Below are 19,273 nucleotides of genomic sequence, written 5' to 3' on the forward strand. Positions count from 1 at the left end.
CATCACCTCGACTATGTGCAAGGAGACACCATGAAGACCATCCGGACCACCGCCGCAGCAGTCACCGCTGCCGCGCTGATCGCCGCTCTCGCAGGCTGCTCGACAGACACGGACAGCACCGGCGGCTCGACGGACGCCCTGACCCCGGTCGAATTCGGGCTGCCCACGAACATGGGCGCCAACAACTCGCCGATGGCCGTCGCCGAGGCGCTGGGCTACTTCCAGGACGAGGGCCTGAAGGTCGACATCGTCGTGACGGGCGACTCGACCTCGATCGTGCAGGGCATCGACTCCGGTTCGCTGGACATCGGCAGCACGCCGCCCGAGCCGATCTGGCAGGCCATGACCAAGGGCAGCGATCTGCAGCTCGTCTACAACTACATCCGCAAGCAGACCGGATCGCTCGCCGTGCTCGACGACAGCCCGATCACGTCGCTCGACGATTTCGAGGGCGCGGTGATCGGCCAATACAGCCTCGGCACCTCGAACATGCTGTTGTCCGAGGGCATCCTCGCCTCAGCGGGGCTGGAGCCTGATGTCGACTACACGCACCTGGCGGTGGGCACAGGCGCCGCTGCGCTGCAGGCCCTGAAGACCGGTCAGGTCGATGCGCTGTCGCTGTGGGATACCGAGTACGCGGCATTCGAGGCGCAGGGCACTCCCCTGCGCTACTTCACGACCGACGAGGTCGCCTCCCTCTTCTCCACGACGTACTTCTCCAGTGCCGACTTCGTGGCAGACAACCCCGAGGTGATCGAGGGATTCGGGCGCGCGATGGCCAAGGCGACGCTGTTCACGGCGACCAACCCCGAGGCGGCGCTGCGCATCATGTACGACGAATACCCCGACACTCTGGTCGCCGGCAACTCGATCGACGACCAGTTGAAGGTCGACCTGGTCGCACTCAACGCGCGGATCGCGCTGCTGACCGCCGGCGACCCCCAGGGCACGCAGTCGTGGGGAGCGTATGACGAGGCTGCGCTGACGGCATGGGGAACCTTCGCCCTGGATGCCGGCATCATCGACTCCGCCGTCGACACGGTCGCCGCGGCACCGAACACCTTCGTCGCCGCCTACAACGACTTCGACGCCGACGCGGTCATCGCCGAGGCCGAGAACTGGAGCGCCGAATGAGCATCCCGACCTTCACCGCCGGTATCCCGGCGATCGATCACCATTCCCACGCCGGCTATGTGCGGCCGGGCGAGCGACTGGAAGGAATCGACGCCCTGCAGCGCGAGAACGCGATGGGACACGTCGAGGCGAACCTTCCTGTCGAGGTGTTCGACGCATTCATCGCCGCCCGGGCCGCCGACGATGACACCACGCTCGCCCGGCTGGAGGCGGACCACGGTATCCAGGCGCTCATCGACGAGAGCGTTGTCTTCCAGTCGACGTCGGTCTACGGGGTCTCGCTGGCTGAGGGAACCCGTGCCCTCTACGGCGAGCTCGACCACGCGGAGGCCGTACGGGTGAGTGCGCAGCAGCGCGAGGACGACTTCCCCGGCCTGTACGACCGCGCGCTGGAGGTGTCGGAGACGGCCCTCGTGCTCACCGACATCCCCGCGATCGATGCGCAGTCCTGGTCTCCCGAACGGTACAAGCCGATCGGACGGATCGACCCGTACCTGTATCCGTTCGGTCACCCCGTGTTCCGCCGTCGCGGCTCGGACACCCCGAGGTTCCAGAGGGTGTTCGGCTCGATCCTGCGGGATCTGCTGGATGCCGAGGGGCTGGGCGAACCGCCGACGACGCTCGGCGCCTACCTCGACTTCGTGCGCGGATCGATCGTCCGGCGGCAGGAGAGCGGATTCGTCGGCCTCAAGATCGCCTCGGCCTACGTGCGCTCGCTCGATTTCACCCGACGCTCCCGCGAGGAGGCCGAGACGGCGTATGCGCTGTTGCGACAGGACGCCGCGGCGGTCGAGACACCGGCCTACACCGCCCTCGCCGACTACCTGATCTTCGCGATCGCGGAGCTGGCGGTGGAGCGTGAGCTGCCCCTGCAGATCCACACCGGCATGGGCCATGCCGAACCGGGTCTGCTGCTGTCGGGCGCCGATCCGCGCCTCCTGGAGCCGCTGCTGTCGGATCGTGCACTGAACCGGCTGCGGGTGATCCTCATCCACGGCGGGTATCCCTACACATCCCATCTGGCCGCACTCAGTCAGGCGCACGGGAACGTGTTCGTGGACTTCTCCTGGATGCCGTATCTGCACCACCATGCGCTGGAGCGCATGCTGCAGGAATGGTTGGAGCTGTTGCCGGCCGACAAGGTCATGTTCGGGACGGACACCGGGCACCCGGAGTTCCACGTCGCGTCGGTGGCTCGTGGCCGTCTGCTGCTGGACCGGGCGCTCGCATCCGGGGTGGCGGATCGGCTGTGGACGACGACGCAGGCGGAGTGGTTGGCCCGTCGAGTACTGAACGAGAACCTGACTCGTGTCTATGGATTGGAGGCATTATGAGCACGCTGATCGAGATCGAAGACCTGTCGAAGGTCTATCAGACCCGCACCGGGGATGTGACCGCGCTCTCGCACGTGGACCTGGGAATCGGCGAGGGTGAGTTCGTCTCGATCCTCGGCCCCAGCGGATGCGGCAAGACGACGCTGCTGCGGATCCTCGCAGGACTGGAACAGCACACGGCCGGGTCGGCGACGATCTCCGGAGTGCCGATCGGAGCCCCGCGCGGAGAGGCGGGGATGGTCTTCCAGAAGGCGACGCTGCTGCCGTGGCTGAACATCCTCGACAACGTGCTGCTGCCGCTGAGCCTGAAGCGACGCGTCACGGCGGCCGACCGCGGTCACGCGACGAGCCTGTTGACGATGGTCGGGCTCGGGGACTTCGTGTCCAAGCATCCGCATGAGCTGTCCGGAGGCATGCAGCAGCGTGCTGCGATCTGCCGGGCGCTCGTACACGATCCGGCCGTGCTCCTGATGGATGAGCCGTTCGGCGCCCTGGATGCGATGACCCGCGACGCGTTGAACGTGGAGTTGAACCGCATCTGGCGGGAGACCGCGACCACCGCGGTCCTGATCACCCACAGCATCAGCGAGGCCGTGTTCCTCGCTGAGCGCGTCGTGGTGATGACCGCTCGCCCTGGGAGGATCGCCGAGATCATCGACATCCCGTTCGGGAAGACGCGGACCCCGGAGTTGCTCGGAGATCCCGAGTTCGCCGCGCTCACCGCACACATCCGTCGACACTTCGAGGTGGCAGCATGACCGTGCACGCGCAGACCGCGCCGATGCAGACCGCAACGGCCCGGCGGCCACTCGTGAACACACCCATGAAGCGCACTCTCGCTTCACTGGGCCTGCTGGCGGTGCTGCTCCTCGCCTGGCAGTTCGTGCCGGGGTGGACGAACACCCCCGAGTACGTCGTGCCTCCGCTCAGCGACGTGCTGGCGGCCCTGTTCGATCCGGCGGCGCTGCCGCGGTATCTGGAGAACGCCGCCTCGACGATGTCGATCGTGCTGCTGGGTCTCGTCATCGGTGTCGTAGCGGGGCTGGTACTGGCCATCCTGCTGGCGCAATCCCCCACCGCCTATGCCGTGGTGTTCCCGTACATCGTCGCGATCGAGTCGATCCCGAAGGTGGCCGTCGCGCCGCTGTTCATCATCTGGTTCGGATTCGGGATGCCGTCGAAGGTCGTCGTCGTGGTGCTGCTGGCGTTCTTCCCGATGCTCGTGAACGCGCTGCACGGGTTCCGCGGGGTCGATCGGGATCAGCTGGACCTGTTCCGCGTGAACGGGGCGAAGCCGCTGCAGATTCAGACCAGGCTCATGCTGCCGGCCGCGCTCCCGCAGATCTTCTCCGGGCTCGAGCTGGCCGTCGCCAACTCGATGATCGGCGCGATCGTGGCGGAGTTCGTCGGAGCCCAGAAGGGTCTCGGTGTGCTGATCCTGCAGGCGCAGGGACGGATGGAGACGGCGGCCGTGTTCGCGCTGCTGATCATCCTGTCTGTCCTGGGCATCCTGCTCAACCTCGCCGTGCGAGTGCTGCGGAAGATCGTCATCCGCTGGGAGATCACGGCGCGCTGAGCGCCCTGCGAGTGGGGGCGCGCTGACGGTGCGCCCCCACTCAGACGAGAGGAGAAGTCATGACATTCAGCATCATCGCCACAGACCCGGCGACCGGAGCCGTGGGAGTGTGCCAGGGCACCGGATCGATCGCGCTCGCGTCGCGCTGTCCGCAGGTGGCGGGCGGCGTGGCCGTGACCAGCCAGTGGCATTCCGACTGGCGCCTCGGCCAGCGGGCGTGGGATCTCGGACAGACCGGGCTGGATCCGCGGTCGATCATCGCGGCGCTGTCGACCACCGATCCGTCCTTCCGGTACCGGCAGCTCGGGATCGTGCTCGACGATGGCCGCGTCGCCGCCCACACCGGCGACTATGTGGAGGGCGAGCTGTACGCGGGACACCTCGTCGGCGACGGCTTCGCCGTGCTGGGCAACGGGCTGGTCGGAGCGGGCGTGCTCGAAGCCATGGGCGCACGCTTCGAGTCCGCGAGCGACGTGCCGTTCGAGGAGCGGCTGGTGCAGTCGCTCGAGGCCGGACTCGCGGCCGGCGGCGAGGGCAGGCGCCATGTGTCGTCGTCGATCATCACGACGGTGCGCGGCGCGCGGCGAGCCCGTCTGGACCTGCGCGTGGACATCGCGCCCGAGGGGGCGGACTCGATCCACGAGCTGCGGCGCATCGTCGACGAGTACGCACCCCTCATCGACTACTACGCCGACTACTGGCTCGACCACCCCGAGGTGACGCCCGAGCAGTGGCTGGAGGCGGGGAGGCCGCTCAGCGGGGTGTAGGCGTCTGCTCGCGCCCGGAACGATGCGGTCTCCGGCGGCATCGGAGGTCCGGTGCCGTCGTGCCCGAGGGCCGAGCGCTCGACCCTCGGGCACCATCACAACGCGGAGATGTCAATCCACGAGAGCGTCGCGTTCCTCCCCACCCACGCACGATCGTCGGCGAAGTCCATGGCGACGACGTCGACGCCGGTCGCCACCGTGTAGACGGCAAGGTCCGACTCCGCGACGGCGAACAGACGCTTGCCCGCGTGAACGAAGAGCGTGCCAGCTCCATCCGAGACGACGCTCGAACCGATCCAGGTCACCGCGGTCGACACCGGTGCGATCTGCAACGTTCGCAGCGTCGCTCCCGTGGCGGGGTCGAGTTCGACGAGAGTGCCCGTTCCGATCGCCCACACGTTGCCGTTGCTCCCGATCGTCACATCGGGGAACGCCCTTTCGCCCGCTATCGGCGACACCGACCAGACGACGGAGCCGTCATCCGGATCGACCTTGAACACCACACCCGACGTCGCGGTGGGCACGCTGCCCAGCCCGCCGTCGATGCTCGTGCCGCCGAACAGATAGTCGGTGCCCGACTCACGTCGCGACGTCAGCGCGACGACACTGTGGTCGGCGACCGGCGCCGGATAGACGGTCGGCACGACCGGACTCGTCGACGGGTCGAACACCGCGATGGCTCCGCCCAACGCGCCGTAGACAGGAACGGTGCCGACAGCGAGCCTTCCGTCGGCGAGGCCCGTGAGCGCCATCGGCCGGTCCTGGCCCGCGCTCTCGAGGTCGAAGAGCTTCTTCGGGTTCGACGACGTGACGGCGGCCGCGCGATCGAACTCCCAGATGCTCGACTTCGTGTACGAGCTCATCCAGGTCGTCGAGCCGTCGTGGACCCACCCCTCGACCTGGCCGACCTTCGTGGCGTGGTTCGTGAGCGCCGCCGTGTCCGGGTTGTAGGACGTCACACCTCCGGCCACAAACTTGGTCATCAGCACATCGCCGTCGGGCGTCGCGGTGAGATCGTGGATGGTCGCCGGTTCTTGCGCCACCTCGGTCTCGAGAATGCGCAGCTCACCGGTCGTGGGGTTGAAGTGGTGCAGTCGCCCGACGGTGCTCACCCATGAGAGCGTCTGGCCGGGGAAGTCGGCGTCACCGGGGATCTCGATCCAGCCCGGCTTGCGCATGTTCGCCACGTCTTCGGGCATCGAGACGGTTGTCGTCGTCCCCGTCACGGTATCGAAGACGATGAGGGTCGCGGCATCCTCCCCCAGGATGTAGACCTCGCCGTCGTCGTTCACGGGTGAGGGGAACAGGCCGAAGCTATCGCCGAGCACCGTCCATGCCCCGGTGTCGAGCTTCATCGCGGCCGCCTTGCCCGGGGTCTCCGCCCGGACGAAGAGATACCCGCCGGCCGCCGTGAGCCCGTAGGCGAACGCGGATCCGGTGAGCTCGGTCGGGAGAGCGATCGGAGTGATCGTCTGCGAGGGGATGTCGAGAACAGCCAGCCCGGCGTTCGTCGCGGTGCCGGCGTAGACCTTCGAACCGGTCACCTCGACGGACCGCACATACGTCGCTCCGGAGATCGCCTGACCGTAGTCGGTGATCGCCGCGGCGAACGGCTGGGTCTCGTCGATCGCGGGATCGTAGGCGAACAGGTGCCCGTTCGGGAACGTGCCACCGTAGACCACCCCAGTGGCCTGATCCACCGACACGGCGTTGATGTAGATCTCGCCGGCGACGGGTGCCCCGAGTTGCACGGCGTTCCCGCTCCCCGGCACCCAGCGGTAGAGCTGGCCTGACGACAATCCGCCGATGTACACCGAGTCGTCGGGGCCGACCGCGAGGCCCCACGCTCCGCCGGAACCCGGCAGGGTGCTGCTCTGCAGGAGCTCACCCGTGATGGCGTCGATCTGCGAGATACGCGCAGGGGATCCGTAGGAGGCGACGTAGGCGACCTGATCACCGCCCGAGGTCGTCGTCACCTCCGAGATCGCCGAGTTGACCGTGTAGAGCGGGGTACCCGCACTCATCTCCTCCGTGAGCTGCGGTGCGACCGTCACATCATCGAAGAACGCCTCGGTGATCGTGGTGGAGCCGGAGTACAGGAGCACACGGAGGCTGGTCGCACCTGCCGGTGCGACGACATCGATCGCCAGGTCGTCCCAGGAGTTCGGCACGGTGGCGTAGCCCACGCTCTGGTTGCTCAACTGACCACCCGCAGCGTTGTAGAAACGTACGAACAACGATGGTGCACCAGTGACCTTGAAGACTCCTGCCGTCACTCTCAGCCGAGCGCCGGCGGTGACGGCGACGGCATCCGAGATCAGCCCCGACGCGGCGGTCGCCGACCCGTCGATCATCCGCAACGAGGCGTTGCCGGTGAGCTTCTGCGTTCCGCTGGTCTGGAAGTCGCCGATGACGCCGTACGCGACGCTCCATCCCGGGATCACACCACCCGCAAGCGGAGTCTCGAACCCGGAATTGCGGACGAGTCCGTCATCGAGAATGCGCACATTGTCGAACCGGATCGAGCCGACGGGAGCGACACCGATGTAGAGCAGGACGGATGCCGTGACCGTTCCCGCCGGCGGGGTGAAGGCGAGGGTGGTGGTCGACCAGACGCCGACCCCGCCGCTCAAAGTGGCTACAGAAGAGCTGATCAGGGCGTTGTTCGCGTCGAAGTACCGCATGTACACGTTTCCAGCGGTGTCGATACGACGCGAGTCGACGACGAGACGGTAGTTGTGCGACGGCGTCACGGCGACGGGGACGGACAGCAACCCTGCCGCCGAGGTAGCACTCGTGTCGACCACCTCCACGCTCGTCGCTCCGTCGGAGGCGTCCGACGACAGCGTGAACGATCCGTACGGCTGCGTCCACCCCGGTATCGATCCGCCGACGAGGGCGGACTCGAAGCTCGGGTTGGTGACCGTGACCGGCGCCTCCGCCGTGGCCGGGCCGGCGGTGGGCCCCACCGCGACGAAGAGCGCACTGACGATCGCGCCGATCGCCGCGAGGGTCAGCCCCCGCTTGATTCCATGTCGCTTCATTGCCGAACTCCCTCGTTCGTATTTGTACGTACCTTTACTAGCGCGCGCCCAGCCCCGTGTCAATGACCAACTCCCGGTCGCGCAGCTCGGGGTACATCTCCCACGCCTGAGCGATGGCCTCGCGCTGGCCCGGCGAGAGGACCTCGTGCGGGTTCAGACAGTGCGTGTTCTTCATGAGACCCTGCAGTCGCAGCACCTCGTGGATGCCGGGGATGCACCCCGCGAAACCGTTCGCGGCGTCGAAGATGACCCGGTTGGCCTCGGTGAGATCCGAGGCCAGATCGAGAAGGCGCGTCTGCGCGTCACGGTCACCCGCGCGCGCGTCCTGCACGAATGACATGATGCGGACAGCACCCTGCGTCCACACAGCCCATTGTCCGAGCAGCCCGCCCACGAAGCGGAGGTGCCTGGGCTCGCCGTCGTCGTCCGGCAGATGGAAGTCCGACAGGAGGTCGGCGATGATGCTGTCATCGTTTCCCGTGTAGAGGGCGATCTCCTGCGCACGGGCGGATCGAGCCACGCCACGGAGCAGCTCGAGGGTGCGATATCGACTGAACGGGGCAGCCTTGATCCCGACGACGCAGTCGAGGTCGGCGATCTGCCGCCAATATTCCTCGCTGAGGATCCGCCCGCCGACATCCGGCTGCAGATAGAAGGCGATCACCGGCAGGATCTCCCCGATCGCGCGGGTCCGCTCAACGAGATCCTGCTCCGACACATCCCCCGCGCCGTAGGGCGCGACGAGCATGAAGTCATACCCGCAGTCGCGTGCGGTCGCCGCGTCGGCGAGCGCCTCGGGCAGTGATCCCGCTGCACCCGCGACGAGGATCGGCCGCTCTGCCCGGTCGTCGGCGACAGCCGCCGCCTCCGACAGGATCCGTCGTAGAAGGCCCTCTTCCTGACGAACCTCGAACTGCGTGGAATGCACACCGACGGCCAGGCCGATCGCCCCGGCGTCGAGGTAGTACTCGGTGAGCGCGCGCTGGGCGCCCCAATCGGGTCTGCGCTGCTCGTCGAGCACGAGCGGATGCGCCGGGATCACGCCACCCGTGCGCAGGCGCGCCATCGCGGTCATGTGTTCGGTCATCTCAGAACTTCCCATCACGTCGTTCGAACTTCGTCGGCTTGCCATGCGTCTCTCCGCCCCTACCGATCCATGCAGCCGTCTCGGCGACGAGCTCGTCGATCGTCACGCGCGGCGCGCCGAACAACCGGTGGCACAGGGTGGCGTCCGAGAGCAGAGCCGTGTCCGCTTCCTGCCCGGCCAAGACGGGCTCGATACCCAGGCTTTCGCCCAGTGCATGCGCCAGAGTGCGGACGCTCAGGACCTCATCGCCGGCGAGGTTCAAGCGGAACGGCTCCGCGCTCGCATGGTCGAGCGAGCGGAGGATGACCTCGTTGACGTAGCCCTGCCAGACGAGGTTCACGTGTCCCATCGACAGATCGATCGTCTTGCCGTCGACGATCGCCTGTGCGAGGTCGACCAGTACTCCGTAGCGCAGCTCCACCGCGTAGTTGAGGCGGATCAGCGACACCCTGGTTCCGAACGCATGAGCCGCGTACTCGAACATCCGCTCGCGTCCGAGGCACGACATCGCGTACTCACCGACCGGATCGGGAGCGATCGACTCGTCCGGACCCCCGCTGGCGACGGGGCTCAGCGGATAGACGTTGCCAGTCGAGAGGGCGGCGATCCGTGAACCGCGGTAGCGATCGGCGACGAGTCCGGGGGCGAAGGTGTTCGCCGCCCATGTGGCTGACTCGTTCCCGTCGGTGCCGAACTTCGCGCCCGCCAGATAGACGACGTGGTCCGCGTCGGGGAGCGCACGGACATCGTCGATGTCGGTGACATCCGCGGCGACGGTGGTGACCCCCAGCCTCTCGATCTCGGCGCGCGCTCGATCGTCGGAGAAGCGCGAGGCCGCGACGATCTCGACGGGCTGGCCCGCACGTCGGTTGGCGTCCGCCGCCAGGCCGAGAAGACTCGGCCCCAGTTTTCCGCCGGCTCCGACCACGAGGAGCCGCCCCGTCTGCTGTCCGAACCAGGTGACCAGATCGTCGCTCGCGACGATCATCTCCTCGTTGCTGTGACGCAGTTTCTCCATTGGACATGTTCCCTTCACGATGTGACGACAGATTCTGGACGGTGCGCGGCGTTCGAACCTGCGCACGGGAGTCGGGGATGCATCAGCCCTTGATCCCCGCCATGGACGACCCCTGACGGAAAGAACGCTGGGCGAAGAGGTATGCGACGAAGATCGGCAGGAAGGAGAGGGTCGCACCGGCCAAAAGCACACTGAGCGGGACCACCTCCTGCTGCATCGAAGCGAGCCCCACCGTGAGCGTGCGCATCGCATCGCTCTTCGCGATGATGAGTGGCCACAGGTAGTCGTTCCAATGCCACAGGAAGACGAACACACCCAGTGTCGCGAGGATCGGCTTGCAGAGAGGAAGCACGAGGGTCGCGAAGACCCTCCATTCCCCCGCGCCGTCGATCCGCGCTGCCTCGAAGAGCTCGTCGGGAAGACCGGCGATGAACTGTCGCATCAGGAAGATCGCCTGGGCGTTCGCAAGAGTCGGCACGATCAGACCCCAGTACTGATTCACTCCGCCGAACTCCGCGACGATCATGAAGGTGGGGATCAGTGTGACGTGGTACGGCACCATCATCATCGCGATGATCACCCAGAAGACCGCGTTGCTCCCGGGGAATCTCCTGCGCGCGAACGCGTAGGCGGCCATCGCCGATATCAGGAGCACGATCACCGTGCTGACGACGCTGTAGATCGTCGTGTTCGCCAGCCAGCGGAGGATACGACCGTCGCTGAGCACGGTGTCGTAGGCGTGGATGCTCAACGGCCACGGAGCCAGAGCCTCCGGGAAGGACAGCGATTGTCCGGGCTTGAGGCTCAGCACGACCATCGCGTAGAAGGGGAAGACTGCGATGACGAGGGCGCCGAGAAGTGCGACCCACCGCCAGATCCGTGCGTTGCGAGTCATTTCTTCTCCCGACCGATCACGAGGTGCTGCACGAGGGCGAAGGCCAACGCGATGACGAACAGGACCGCGCCGATGGCGCTCGCATAGCCGAAGTCGAAGTAGCGGAAACCCTGGTCGTAGAGGAACATCACCAGCGCGTAGCTGGAACGCCCGGGGCCGCCCCCGGTCATGACGTTGATGAGGTCGAACACCTGGAACGAGACCGCGGTCTCGGTGATCGCGAGGAAGAAGATCGCCGGGCGCACGTGCGGGAGGATGATCCACCGCACCTGATGGCGCCACCGAGCGCCGTCGAGTCTCGCGGCTTCCTCGATCTCCTCGGGGATCTCGTTCAGACTCGCCAGCAGGATGAGCATGCCGTAGCCGAAGCGCACCCAGATCGAGACGATGACGAGAGCCGGCACAACGAGTTGAGGGGATGCGAGCCAGGAGCCCGTGCCCAGCATGCCACTCACGGGCCCGTCGACAGAGAAGATCCAGATGAAGATCGTGGCCGCGACGACGAGGCTGGTCACGGTGGGGAGGAAGAACACCGAGCGGAAGAAACCGACACCGCGGAACTTGCCTCGCACGAGCAGCGCGAAGAGGAACGACGCGCCGATCGACAGCGGCACGGTCAAGACGGTGTACAGGACGGTGACGCCCAGCGACCCCCAGAAGACCGGGTCGGCGAACAGGCGCACGAAGTTCGTGAGTCCCACCCAGATCGCGGAACCGTCGACTCCCACGCTGAACAGCGAGAGACCGAGTCCTGCCCCAGAGGCGAAGACGCGGAACACCACGAACAGGATCAGCGCGGGTGCCGCGAACGCGAGGCCGATCCACATGCCGCGATGCCGTCGCCTCCGCCGAGGCGCGGTCGGCGCCGAAGCACCAGCCATCATCTGATTCATCGACGAATCCATTTCTGTGAAGCGGAGGCTCCCGCGACCGCAGTGCCGCGGGAGCCTCCGGAGGTTCTACTTCGCGAGCACCTGGCGTGCCGCCTCGGCGGCTGCGGCGAGCGCTTCCTCCGGGGTCTTCTGACCCAGCAGGGCCGCCTGCAACTCGGGAGAGACGGCGCCCATGACCTTGCGAGATGACACGTGCAGCTCACCGACGGTCGTGGTGTCGAGTGTCGCCTCCAGTGCCGCGTACATCTCCGAGTCCGAGTGGAGCGTCGAGTCGGCGTACGGGCTGAAGTAGCCGGAGAGCTCGTTGAACTCCTCGAGGGCTTCCGGACGGGTGGCGAACGCCGCCCATTCCGCCGCGACGTCCGGTGCATCCTTGAACACGGCGAGCGAGGAGACCGTGCCGTAACCGATACTGCGCTCCTCGGAGAGCGGTGCGCCGACAAGGATGTTCTCCTCGCCCCAGAACGGTTCGACCTCCTGCGGCACGTGCTGAGTGGTGCACGCGGTGGTGCCGAGCGCGAGTCCGCTCTGCTCCATGGACGGGGCGACCGTCAGGGCGTCCTGATCCATGTAGCCGTCGGTCACGAGGCCGCGGAGGTAGGTGAGGGCCGCGAGGCCCTCGTCCGAGTCGAAGGCGATATCGCTGCCGTCCTCGGTGAACACGCTTCCGCCCGCCTGCCACAGCCACGGGTAGAACGAGATGTTGAGGCTGAAGGAGCTGTTGCCGTTGTAGGGCATCAGCTCGAAGCCCGCCTCCTGGAGCGTCGCGCCGAGCTCGAGGAACTCGTCCCAGGTGGTCGGGAGAGTGTCGACCCCCACCTGGTCGAGCACGCTCTTGTTGCACAGCAGCGTGCTGGAGTTCATCAGCACCGGCGCCCCGTACGCGTGCCCCTCGTAGGTGACGCCCGCCGGCGCTGCGGAACGGTACTCACCGTCACGCTCGCCGATCACGTCGTCGAGCGGGCGCAGCGTGTTGACGTAGGCGGGGATCTGATCGGGCACGAAGTAGACCACATCGGGAGCGGTGCCGGACAGGATCGCCGTCGTCAGGCCCTCGTCGCGGTTGGCCCAGGGGAAGATCTCGAGTTTCACGGTCACGCCTTCGTGATCGGCTTCGAACTCGGAGATCTGCTTGTCCCAGAACGCGCGGTGCTCTGCCTCGTCGGCGATCACCGGGTAGATCCACATCGTCAGTTCCTCGGATGTCGTCCCCGGAGTCGACCCTGCGGAACAACCGGCGAGCGAGACCGTCGCCGCTGCGGCCGCCATGGCCGCCAACTTCCTGCTGGTTTTCATTTCTCCTCCTTGTGATGCATGGGTAGTGGTGGTGCTCGGGTAGTGGTGCTCGGGCGGAATCGTCGCCGGCGGTGACGTCAGGAGAGGGGATGCCGTGACCCCGTGGTCGCGTGCAGAGGTGTCGCTTCCGCGGCGTTCGCCGCACGGGCGAACCTGGCCGTGATCTGCAATGGGTCGGTGATCGCACCGCCGACCACGACCGCCCACGCGCCCGCGGCGAGCGCCTGCGACACATCCGCCGGCGTCGTGACGGAACCTTCGGCGATCACGCGGATGCCGCGGGAGGCGATGCTCTCGATGAGGGCGAAGTCCGGCACGCTCGCGTGGGCCGTGGCCGGGGTGTAGCCGGCCAAGGTGGTGGCGACGGCATCAGCGCCGGCATCCATGGCCGCGCTCGCCTCGGCGCTGGTCGAGACATCCGCGAGGAGGGGGATCGTCAGTTCCCGCCGAGCGATCCGCAGCATCTCCAGGGCCGCAGCGAGGGGACGGTCGGCATCGTCGACGACTTCGAGGGCGACGACATCCGCGCCGGCGGCGGCGACCGCGAGACAGTCGTCGATCGAGCGGGTGATGCCGGGGCGTCCGATCGAGGAACGGGTCTTCTTCAACCCGATGATCGGCAGTCCGGTCCGCTCACGGACGTGCCTGATGTCGTCTTCCCCCTCGAGGCGGAGGCCGATGGCACCGCCCAGTTCGGCAGCAGCGGCGAGACGACCGATCACGTCAATCGATCGCATCGGATGATCCGGCGCGGCCTGGCACGATACGACCAGCCCGCCGTGGAATCGTTCGAGCGTCTGAGCTCGTTCATCTACGCCGAGGTTCAATGCATTTCCCTAGAGTTGAGCTACCGTTGAAACAACGGGGCTGATTTGTACATACGTTTAGATCTAGACGAGTTCGCCCCCTGTTGTCAACCCTGGAGACCACATGACAGACAAACAGGCGACCAAGCACGACGCGCTGCGCGAGCATCTGCAGTCGCTCATCGACTCCGCGCCGCGCGCCAACAGCAAGCTGCCGACGGAGCAGGAGCTGATGGACCGGTTCGGCGTCAGCCGATCCACCGTGCGACGCGCCGTCGACCAGTTCGCGAGCGCCGGCCGGGTGTACCGCATCCAGGGAGCAGGCACCTTCACGACGCCTGCCGTCGTGCAGAAGGCCGGAGAGCTCACCTCCTTCACCGAGGACATGCGGCGACGCGGGCTCATCCCCACCTCTCAGGTGCTCGCCCAGCAGGAGGAAGCAGCGCCGCCCAGTGTTTCCGCGAAGCTCCAGCTCGTGGCACAGGAACCCGTGACGCGCATCCACCGCCTCCGCCTCGCCGATGGCGAGCCGATGGCCCTCGAGACCACCTACTTGTCGACGCGGAGATACCCAGGCCTGGCCGCCATGGACATTCACGGGTCGCTCTACGAGACCCTCGTCCTGAACTACAACCAACGCCCCCAGCAGGCCGACCAGACGCTCGGGGTGAAGTCACTGAGCGACGACGAGGCCGCCCTGCTCGGACTGGGAAAGGGGTCCTCCGCACTGGCCGTCGAGCGCCTGCTCCGCAACGAAGATGGCGATCCCATCGAGTTGTCCCAGTCGCTGTACCGCGGCGACCGCTACTCGTATCACACGACGCTCTACGCCCCTACCGACCGGCTTTCCTGACACCCGCGAACAAATTGGTGTATACATAACCCTCATGGGATCCACACCTCGAGTCGCCCTGCTGGGCGGCGCCGGCCTCGTCGGCAGCGAGCTCTCACGAATCCGTCACGGCAGTTGGCAGGTCAGCCGGATCGACGTGCACCCCGGAGCGACCGCCGACGCGGACCAGCCGGCGGCGATCGTCGATGTCCTCGACGAGGCTGCCCTCACGTCCGTGCTGACGGGTGTCGACATCGTCGTCCACCTCGCAAATGTTCCCGTCCGGACGCCTCCCCCGTATCCGGCCTCCACCCTGAGGGACGCGTTCGCCGTGAACGTCGGCTCGGTGTACACCGGCATCCGTGCCTCCGCCGCGGCCGGTGTCGGCTCGTTCATCCACGTGAGCTCGATGTCGGTCTTCGCCGATTCGCGATCAGAGACCCCCGAGGGCGAGGGCGACGCCCTTGAGTCGTATGGGCTGTCGAAGAGGCTCGCGGAGCACGCGTGCGCGGCGATGGAAGACGTCGGCCCTACCGTCACCAGCATCCGGATCGCGTTCCCCACCCCCGACGATGCCTGGCCGCTCTGGCTGCGACCTTCGGACAGCACCGCGATCCCGCTCACGTTCGACGACGAAACCTACACGGCTCTGCGCATCTCCGATCTCGCTCGAGCGATCGACATCCTGTCCGCCCGTCGCGGGCGCTACGCACGACTGGCACTAGCCGGCGATGCGCGCCTGGCGCCCACCGTCGACGACCTCCGACACACCTGGGGTGGGGCGACCGCATGACACGACCTGAGCGGATGATCGTCGCACTCGACATCGGCGGAACGAAGATCGCGAGCGCGCTCGTCGATGGCACCGGTGTCCTGCGGAGCCCGGTGTCGCGAATCTCGACGCCGCGCGAGGGCGACGGCATCGTACGCGCGGTGATCGAGCAGGCGATTGCAGCCCGTGACGCTGCCGACGGCCGCGTCGACGCGATCGGCATCGCGACCGCGGGAGTCATCGACCGGCGGGGCCGGGTGGTCGCCGCCACCGACCTGCTGCCGGGGTGGGCGGGGCGAGACCTCGCAGACGACGTCCAGAGTGCACTCGGTGCGCCCACGACGGTTCTCAACGACGTGCACGCGACCGCCGTGGCCGAGCATGCGCTCGGGAGCGCGCGGGGGCTCGAGAACGCACTCATCGTCGCCGTCGGTACGGGACTCGGCGGAGCGATCGTCTCGCAGGGACGACTTCTGCATGGCCGGAGTGGGCTCGCGGGGACCGTCGCGCACCTCCCTTCCGGCCTCCACGAGGGCCGGCGATGCGCATGCGGGGAGATCGACCACCTCGAGCCTTACGTCAGCGGACCCGGCATGCAGCTGACCTACCGCGGTCTCAGCGGGCGCGACTGGAAGCTGGAGCAGATCGCCGACGCCAGCCGGCAGGGCGACGCGTTCGCGCTGGAAGCGCTCGCCTCCGGCGGACGGTTGCTCGGCAGGTCGCTCGCACATCTCTCCACCACACTCGACCCCGACGTCGTGGTGGTGGGTGGCGGTGTCGCCGGCACCGGGGATCCGTACTGGTCGGCACTGCGCCGGAACTTCGCCGAGAACGCCCACGATCTCATCGCCCCGGTGCCGGTGCGTGCCGCCGCCCTGGGCACCGACGCTCCATTGGCGGGCGCGGCACTCGCCGCCGTCGAGGCACTGACAGCACGAGAGGAGGAGGGCCGTTGAACTTCTTCGACCTTCCCGCGGACGAGCTCCGCACCTACGCACCCGCGGTCGAAGAGCCGATCGACTTCGACGGCTTCTGGCGCGAGACCCTGGCGTCCTCACCGCCCGCCGCACCCGAACTCCGGCGAGTGCCCACCCACTTCCCCGACATCGACGTGTTCGACGTCACCTTCGCCGGGTACGGCGGCGACCCGATCTCCGGGTGGCTGCTCGTTCCGACGCGTCGAGACAGCCCCTTGACGGCGATCGTCGAGTTCAAGGGATACGGCGAGGGGCGAGGCCTCCCCCACGAACGTCTGCACTGGGTGGCGGCCGGCTACGCGCACTTCATCATGGACTCGAGAGGGCAGGGCTCGATGTGGGGCTCGGGTGGAGCCACCGCCGATCCGCATGGTTCCGGCCCCGCCTCATCCGGGATGCTCACGCGGGGAATCGAATCGCCTCAGGGGTACTACTACCGGCGGCTTATCACTGATGCGGCGAACGCAGTCGGATCCGTCGCACTCATCGACGGGGTTGATGCCGATCGGATCGTGACGGCCGGGTCGAGCCAGGGCGGAGCACTCGCGATCGCCGCCGCCGCGCTCGCCCCTCGCGTCACGGCCGTGCTCGCCGACGTCCCCTTCCTCGCGCACCCCGCCCGCGCCGTCGGACTCGCGACAGCAGGCCCGTACCTGGAGCTCGGGCGGTACCTGGCCGTTCATCGCGACAGCGCAGCATCCGTCTTCTCGACGCTGTCGTACGTCGACATCGCGAACTTCGCACCACGCGTGCAGGCTCCCGGCATCTACTCGGTCGCACTGCAGGATCACACTTGCCCGCCATCCACCGTGTACGCCGCCCTCAATCGAGTAACGTCTCCGAAGGAGATCGTCGAGTACGCCTACAACGACCACGAAGGTGGCGGAACCGCGCACTGGCTGAAGCAGATCGACTGGCTCAGTCGGCGCACCCGGGATTGAGTTCAGGCTGCATCAGGAGGTGCTGCGACTCATGTAGGTTCCGGCTCGAGATGGCGCAGGATGCCTCAATTCCACGGTAGTTGGCAGTCGCTTTGGGCCCGAGATTCCACGCGAATTGGCGGAGTCCTACCGCCCGCTCACAGGATCGACGTCGGCGGCGACCAACCGCAATGACGCGACGCTATCGACATTGCTGCCGGATGAGTACGCGCTTCCGCTGAGCTGAACACGATCGACGCACTGGAGCGGGACGGGCGCACCGGCCCGCATCCTGCCGAGTTCTACGGCTGAGCTGCGGCGTCAGACGGCGACGGCGCTGAGCGACGCGTGCGGACGCCTGCCGTCCTGCACTCGGGCATCGCTGTCCACCACGGCGAAGCCGGCGTGCTCCAGCAGCCGCGTCATCCCGGCGATCGACCAGTAGTACGCCGTCGTCACCGCATGCGGGAACGGCTCGCCGTCAGGCCCGTCGAAGAATCCGACGAGCAGCCCGCCGCCGGGTTGAAACCCCTGCCGGATCGCGCGGAGGAGCACCGGGAGCTCCTCCGCGTCCGCGTGGATGAGGGAGTACCAGGCGAGCACACCTCCGAGCGACCCCGGCTCGATGTCGACGTCGGTCACAGAGCCGACGCGATACGGCACGTGCGGGTATCGGGACCGTCCCGTCGCGATGAACTCGGGTACGAGATCCAGGCCCTCGATCTCGCAGCCGCGCTCGGCGAGGAACGCGCTCCAGTGCCCCGGTCCGCACCCGACGTCGAGGATGCGACCGTCGACACCATCCGACCACACCGCGATGCGCTCCCGGTCGACCGCACCCATCTGCTCGATCTCGCCGAACAGCTCCGTGTACTCGACCGCCCGCGCCGCGTAACCGTCCCGGATGCGGGATCGGCTCACGGAATCGCTCGGCACGTGCTCTCCCCCTCCGGTGACGACATCGAGATCCGCAGCTCCTGTCGCCGCGTCTCCCCCGGGCCGAGGGCCACCAGCTCGGCATCGGCGTCCAGGAGCGACGACGTGGCGGGCTCGATGCCCAGAGCCCACCGTCCACGCGCGGGGTACATCCACTGGACGAGGTGCGGCAGTGTGTCGGCGCTCCACGTCAACCGCAGCTCGCCCACCTCACCGTGGACCGAGACCGATCCCGCGTCCCCCGCGAAACCCGACCGTTCGACGACATACTCCTGGAACGCGTCCTCCGGTGCGGGGAAGACACCCGCATCGATCGGCGTTGTCGCCCGCTGGTCCAGCGCGTCGTCGTCCACGAGGATCCGGGCGCCGGGAACCACCAGCGGAGCCCCGAGGTTGACGTGGTAGAGCACACCCACCTCGGCCACACCCGGGCCCCGGTTCTCCACGACGTCGACGAGCTCCAACGCGGCCGCGCCGGCCCTGGTCGACCGCACGATCACGGTGCGGGTCAGCCGCAGCGACGGCCCGAACACTCGCGCATCCTCGACCACCGCCGAGACCGCGATCTCCGCGAGATCCGCCGTCACCGTGCGAGAGATCGCGACCTCACCCGCCGGCAGATGACTGGCATCGCCGTGCTGGCCCCGGTCAGCGGCGGGCGCCCCGAATCCGCGCAGCCCGCACGTCGTCACGAGCCCGCCGTGGAACCGTGCCAGCCAGTCGAAGTCGCGCGGGCGATCCAGAGGGCGGCGGTCACGCACGGGTGACACCCAGGAGATCGGGGTGCCGTCATGCAGCGCGAAGCCGATGTCCAGACACCGATCAGGGAGGAGTTCCACGTCCCACCCGCCGAAGGTGCGCACCCGCACGACGCGCCCGTGTCGCGACGCGTACATCTCGGCGCTCGCGAGCAGGTCTTCATGCGCGACCGCCCATTCTTCGGGCCACACCTGCGGCATCTCTTCTCCTTGGTGCCCGCTTCGGGG

18 protein-coding genes are annotated in these 19,273 nt (G+C 67.5%); 9 read left to right on the top strand and 9 right to left on the bottom strand.

Going from position 1 to position 19,273, the window contains the following annotated elements; all coding sequences use genetic code 11:
• Positions 1 to 30 precede the first annotated feature (30 nt).
• From KZC51_RS02060 to KZC51_RS02080, 5 genes are read left to right on the top strand one after another with little or no spacing between them, the layout of a single operon-like run.
• Entirely contained in the window at positions 31 to 1,134 is a 1,104-nt protein-coding gene (locus KZC51_RS02060; protein ID WP_247628361.1) for an ABC transporter substrate-binding protein, read from the top strand.
• A complete protein-coding gene (locus KZC51_RS02065; RefSeq protein ID WP_247628362.1) occupies positions 1,131 to 2,468 on the top strand; it encodes an amidohydrolase family protein in 1,338 nt (445 codons plus the stop codon). Before KZC51_RS02060 ends, KZC51_RS02065 begins: the two co-directional genes overlap by 4 nt.
• On the top strand, positions 2,465 to 3,226 hold the full coding sequence (locus KZC51_RS02070) for an ABC transporter ATP-binding protein (RefSeq protein WP_247628363.1): 762 nt from the start codon (positions 2,465 to 2,467) through the stop codon (positions 3,224 to 3,226). The genes KZC51_RS02065 and KZC51_RS02070 overlap by 4 nt, the downstream gene beginning before the upstream one ends.
• A complete protein-coding gene (locus tag KZC51_RS02075; RefSeq protein ID WP_247628364.1) occupies positions 3,223 to 4,044 on the top strand; it encodes an ABC transporter permease in 822 nt (273 codons plus the stop codon). Before KZC51_RS02070 ends, KZC51_RS02075 begins: the two co-directional genes overlap by 4 nt.
• A 59-nt stretch (positions 4,045 to 4,103) precedes the next feature.
• Positions 4,104 to 4,811 carry a DUF1028 domain-containing protein gene (locus KZC51_RS02080; protein WP_247628365.1) on the top strand — a complete coding sequence of 236 codons (708 nt, stop codon included), beginning with the start codon at positions 4,104 to 4,106 and terminating at the stop codon, positions 4,809 to 4,811.
• Between the two features lie 95 nt (positions 4,812 to 4,906).
• Here the strand turns inward: KZC51_RS02080 and KZC51_RS02085 are convergent, their stop codons facing one another.
• The 7 genes from KZC51_RS02085 to KZC51_RS02115 form a co-directional block, all read right to left on the bottom strand.
• Complete coding sequence (locus KZC51_RS02085; protein WP_247628366.1) at positions 4,907 to 7,855, bottom strand: NHL repeat-containing protein; 2,949 nt, start codon at positions 7,853 to 7,855, stop codon at positions 4,907 to 4,909.
• 37 nt (positions 7,856 to 7,892) lie between these two features.
• Positions 7,893 to 8,942: a dihydrodipicolinate synthase family protein gene (locus KZC51_RS02090; protein ID WP_247628367.1), complete on the bottom strand. Its 1,050-nt coding sequence runs from the start codon at positions 8,940 to 8,942 to the stop codon at positions 7,893 to 7,895.
• 1 nt (position 8,943) lies between these two features.
• Positions 8,944 to 9,960, bottom strand: a complete 1,017-nt coding sequence (locus tag KZC51_RS02095) for an NAD-dependent epimerase/dehydratase family protein (RefSeq protein ID WP_247628368.1) — start codon at positions 9,958 to 9,960, stop codon at positions 8,944 to 8,946.
• 82 nt (positions 9,961 to 10,042) lie between these two features.
• Positions 10,043 to 10,855: a carbohydrate ABC transporter permease gene (locus KZC51_RS02100; RefSeq protein WP_247628369.1), complete on the bottom strand. Its 813-nt coding sequence runs from the start codon at positions 10,853 to 10,855 to the stop codon at positions 10,043 to 10,045.
• Positions 10,852 to 11,748, bottom strand: coding sequence for a carbohydrate ABC transporter permease (locus KZC51_RS02105; protein ID WP_247628370.1), 897 nt, complete (start codon positions 11,746 to 11,748; stop codon positions 10,852 to 10,854). Before KZC51_RS02105 ends, KZC51_RS02100 begins: the two co-directional genes overlap by 4 nt.
• A gap of 66 nt (positions 11,749 to 11,814) precedes the next feature.
• On the bottom strand, positions 11,815 to 13,044 hold the full coding sequence (locus tag KZC51_RS02110) for an ABC transporter substrate-binding protein (RefSeq protein ID WP_247628371.1): 1,230 nt from the start codon (positions 13,042 to 13,044) through the stop codon (positions 11,815 to 11,817).
• 77 nt (positions 13,045 to 13,121) lie between these two features.
• Positions 13,122 to 13,871 carry a putative N-acetylmannosamine-6-phosphate 2-epimerase gene (locus KZC51_RS02115; RefSeq protein ID WP_247628372.1) on the bottom strand — a complete coding sequence of 250 codons (750 nt, stop codon included), beginning with the start codon at positions 13,869 to 13,871 and terminating at the stop codon, positions 13,122 to 13,124.
• A gap of 103 nt (positions 13,872 to 13,974) precedes the next feature.
• Here KZC51_RS02115 and KZC51_RS02120 point away from each other — a divergent pair, with 103 nt between their 5' ends.
• Genes KZC51_RS02120 through KZC51_RS02135 form a run of 4 tightly spaced genes read left to right on the top strand, consistent with a single transcriptional unit; the run spans position 13,975 to position 17,372 of the window.
• Positions 13,975 to 14,703, top strand: coding sequence for a GntR family transcriptional regulator (locus KZC51_RS02120; RefSeq protein ID WP_247628373.1), 729 nt, complete (start codon positions 13,975 to 13,977; stop codon positions 14,701 to 14,703).
• Between the two features lie 34 nt (positions 14,704 to 14,737).
• Positions 14,738 to 15,475 carry an NAD-dependent epimerase/dehydratase family protein gene (locus tag KZC51_RS02125; protein ID WP_247628374.1) on the top strand — a complete coding sequence of 246 codons (738 nt, stop codon included), beginning with the start codon at positions 14,738 to 14,740 and terminating at the stop codon, positions 15,473 to 15,475.
• The gene (locus KZC51_RS02130; RefSeq protein WP_247628375.1) at positions 15,472 to 16,410 is read left to right on the top strand and encodes an ROK family protein; all 939 of its coding nucleotides are present in this window, start codon (positions 15,472 to 15,474) and stop codon (positions 16,408 to 16,410) included. The genes KZC51_RS02125 and KZC51_RS02130 overlap by 4 nt, the downstream gene beginning before the upstream one ends.
• Entirely contained in the window at positions 16,407 to 17,372 is a 966-nt protein-coding gene (locus tag KZC51_RS02135; protein WP_247628376.1) for an acetylxylan esterase, read from the top strand. Before KZC51_RS02130 ends, KZC51_RS02135 begins: the two co-directional genes overlap by 4 nt.
• Before the next feature lie 300 nt (positions 17,373 to 17,672).
• Here the strand turns inward: KZC51_RS02135 and KZC51_RS02140 are convergent, their stop codons facing one another.
• Together KZC51_RS02140 and KZC51_RS02145 are read right to left on the bottom strand one after the other, a co-directional pair.
• Positions 17,673 to 18,287 (bottom strand): class I SAM-dependent methyltransferase, encoded by a 615-nt coding sequence (locus tag KZC51_RS02140; RefSeq protein ID WP_247628377.1) that lies wholly within the window; start codon positions 18,285 to 18,287, stop codon positions 17,673 to 17,675.
• On the bottom strand, positions 18,269 to 19,246 hold the full coding sequence (locus KZC51_RS02145) for a DUF4432 family protein (RefSeq protein WP_247628378.1): 978 nt from the start codon (positions 19,244 to 19,246) through the stop codon (positions 18,269 to 18,271). Before KZC51_RS02145 ends, KZC51_RS02140 begins: the two co-directional genes overlap by 19 nt.
• Positions 19,247 to 19,273 lie beyond the last annotated feature (27 nt).

The organism is Microbacterium croceum (genome assembly GCF_023091245.1).
GTDB classification, from domain to species: Bacteria; Actinomycetota; Actinomycetes; order Actinomycetales; family Microbacteriaceae; genus Microbacterium; species Microbacterium croceum.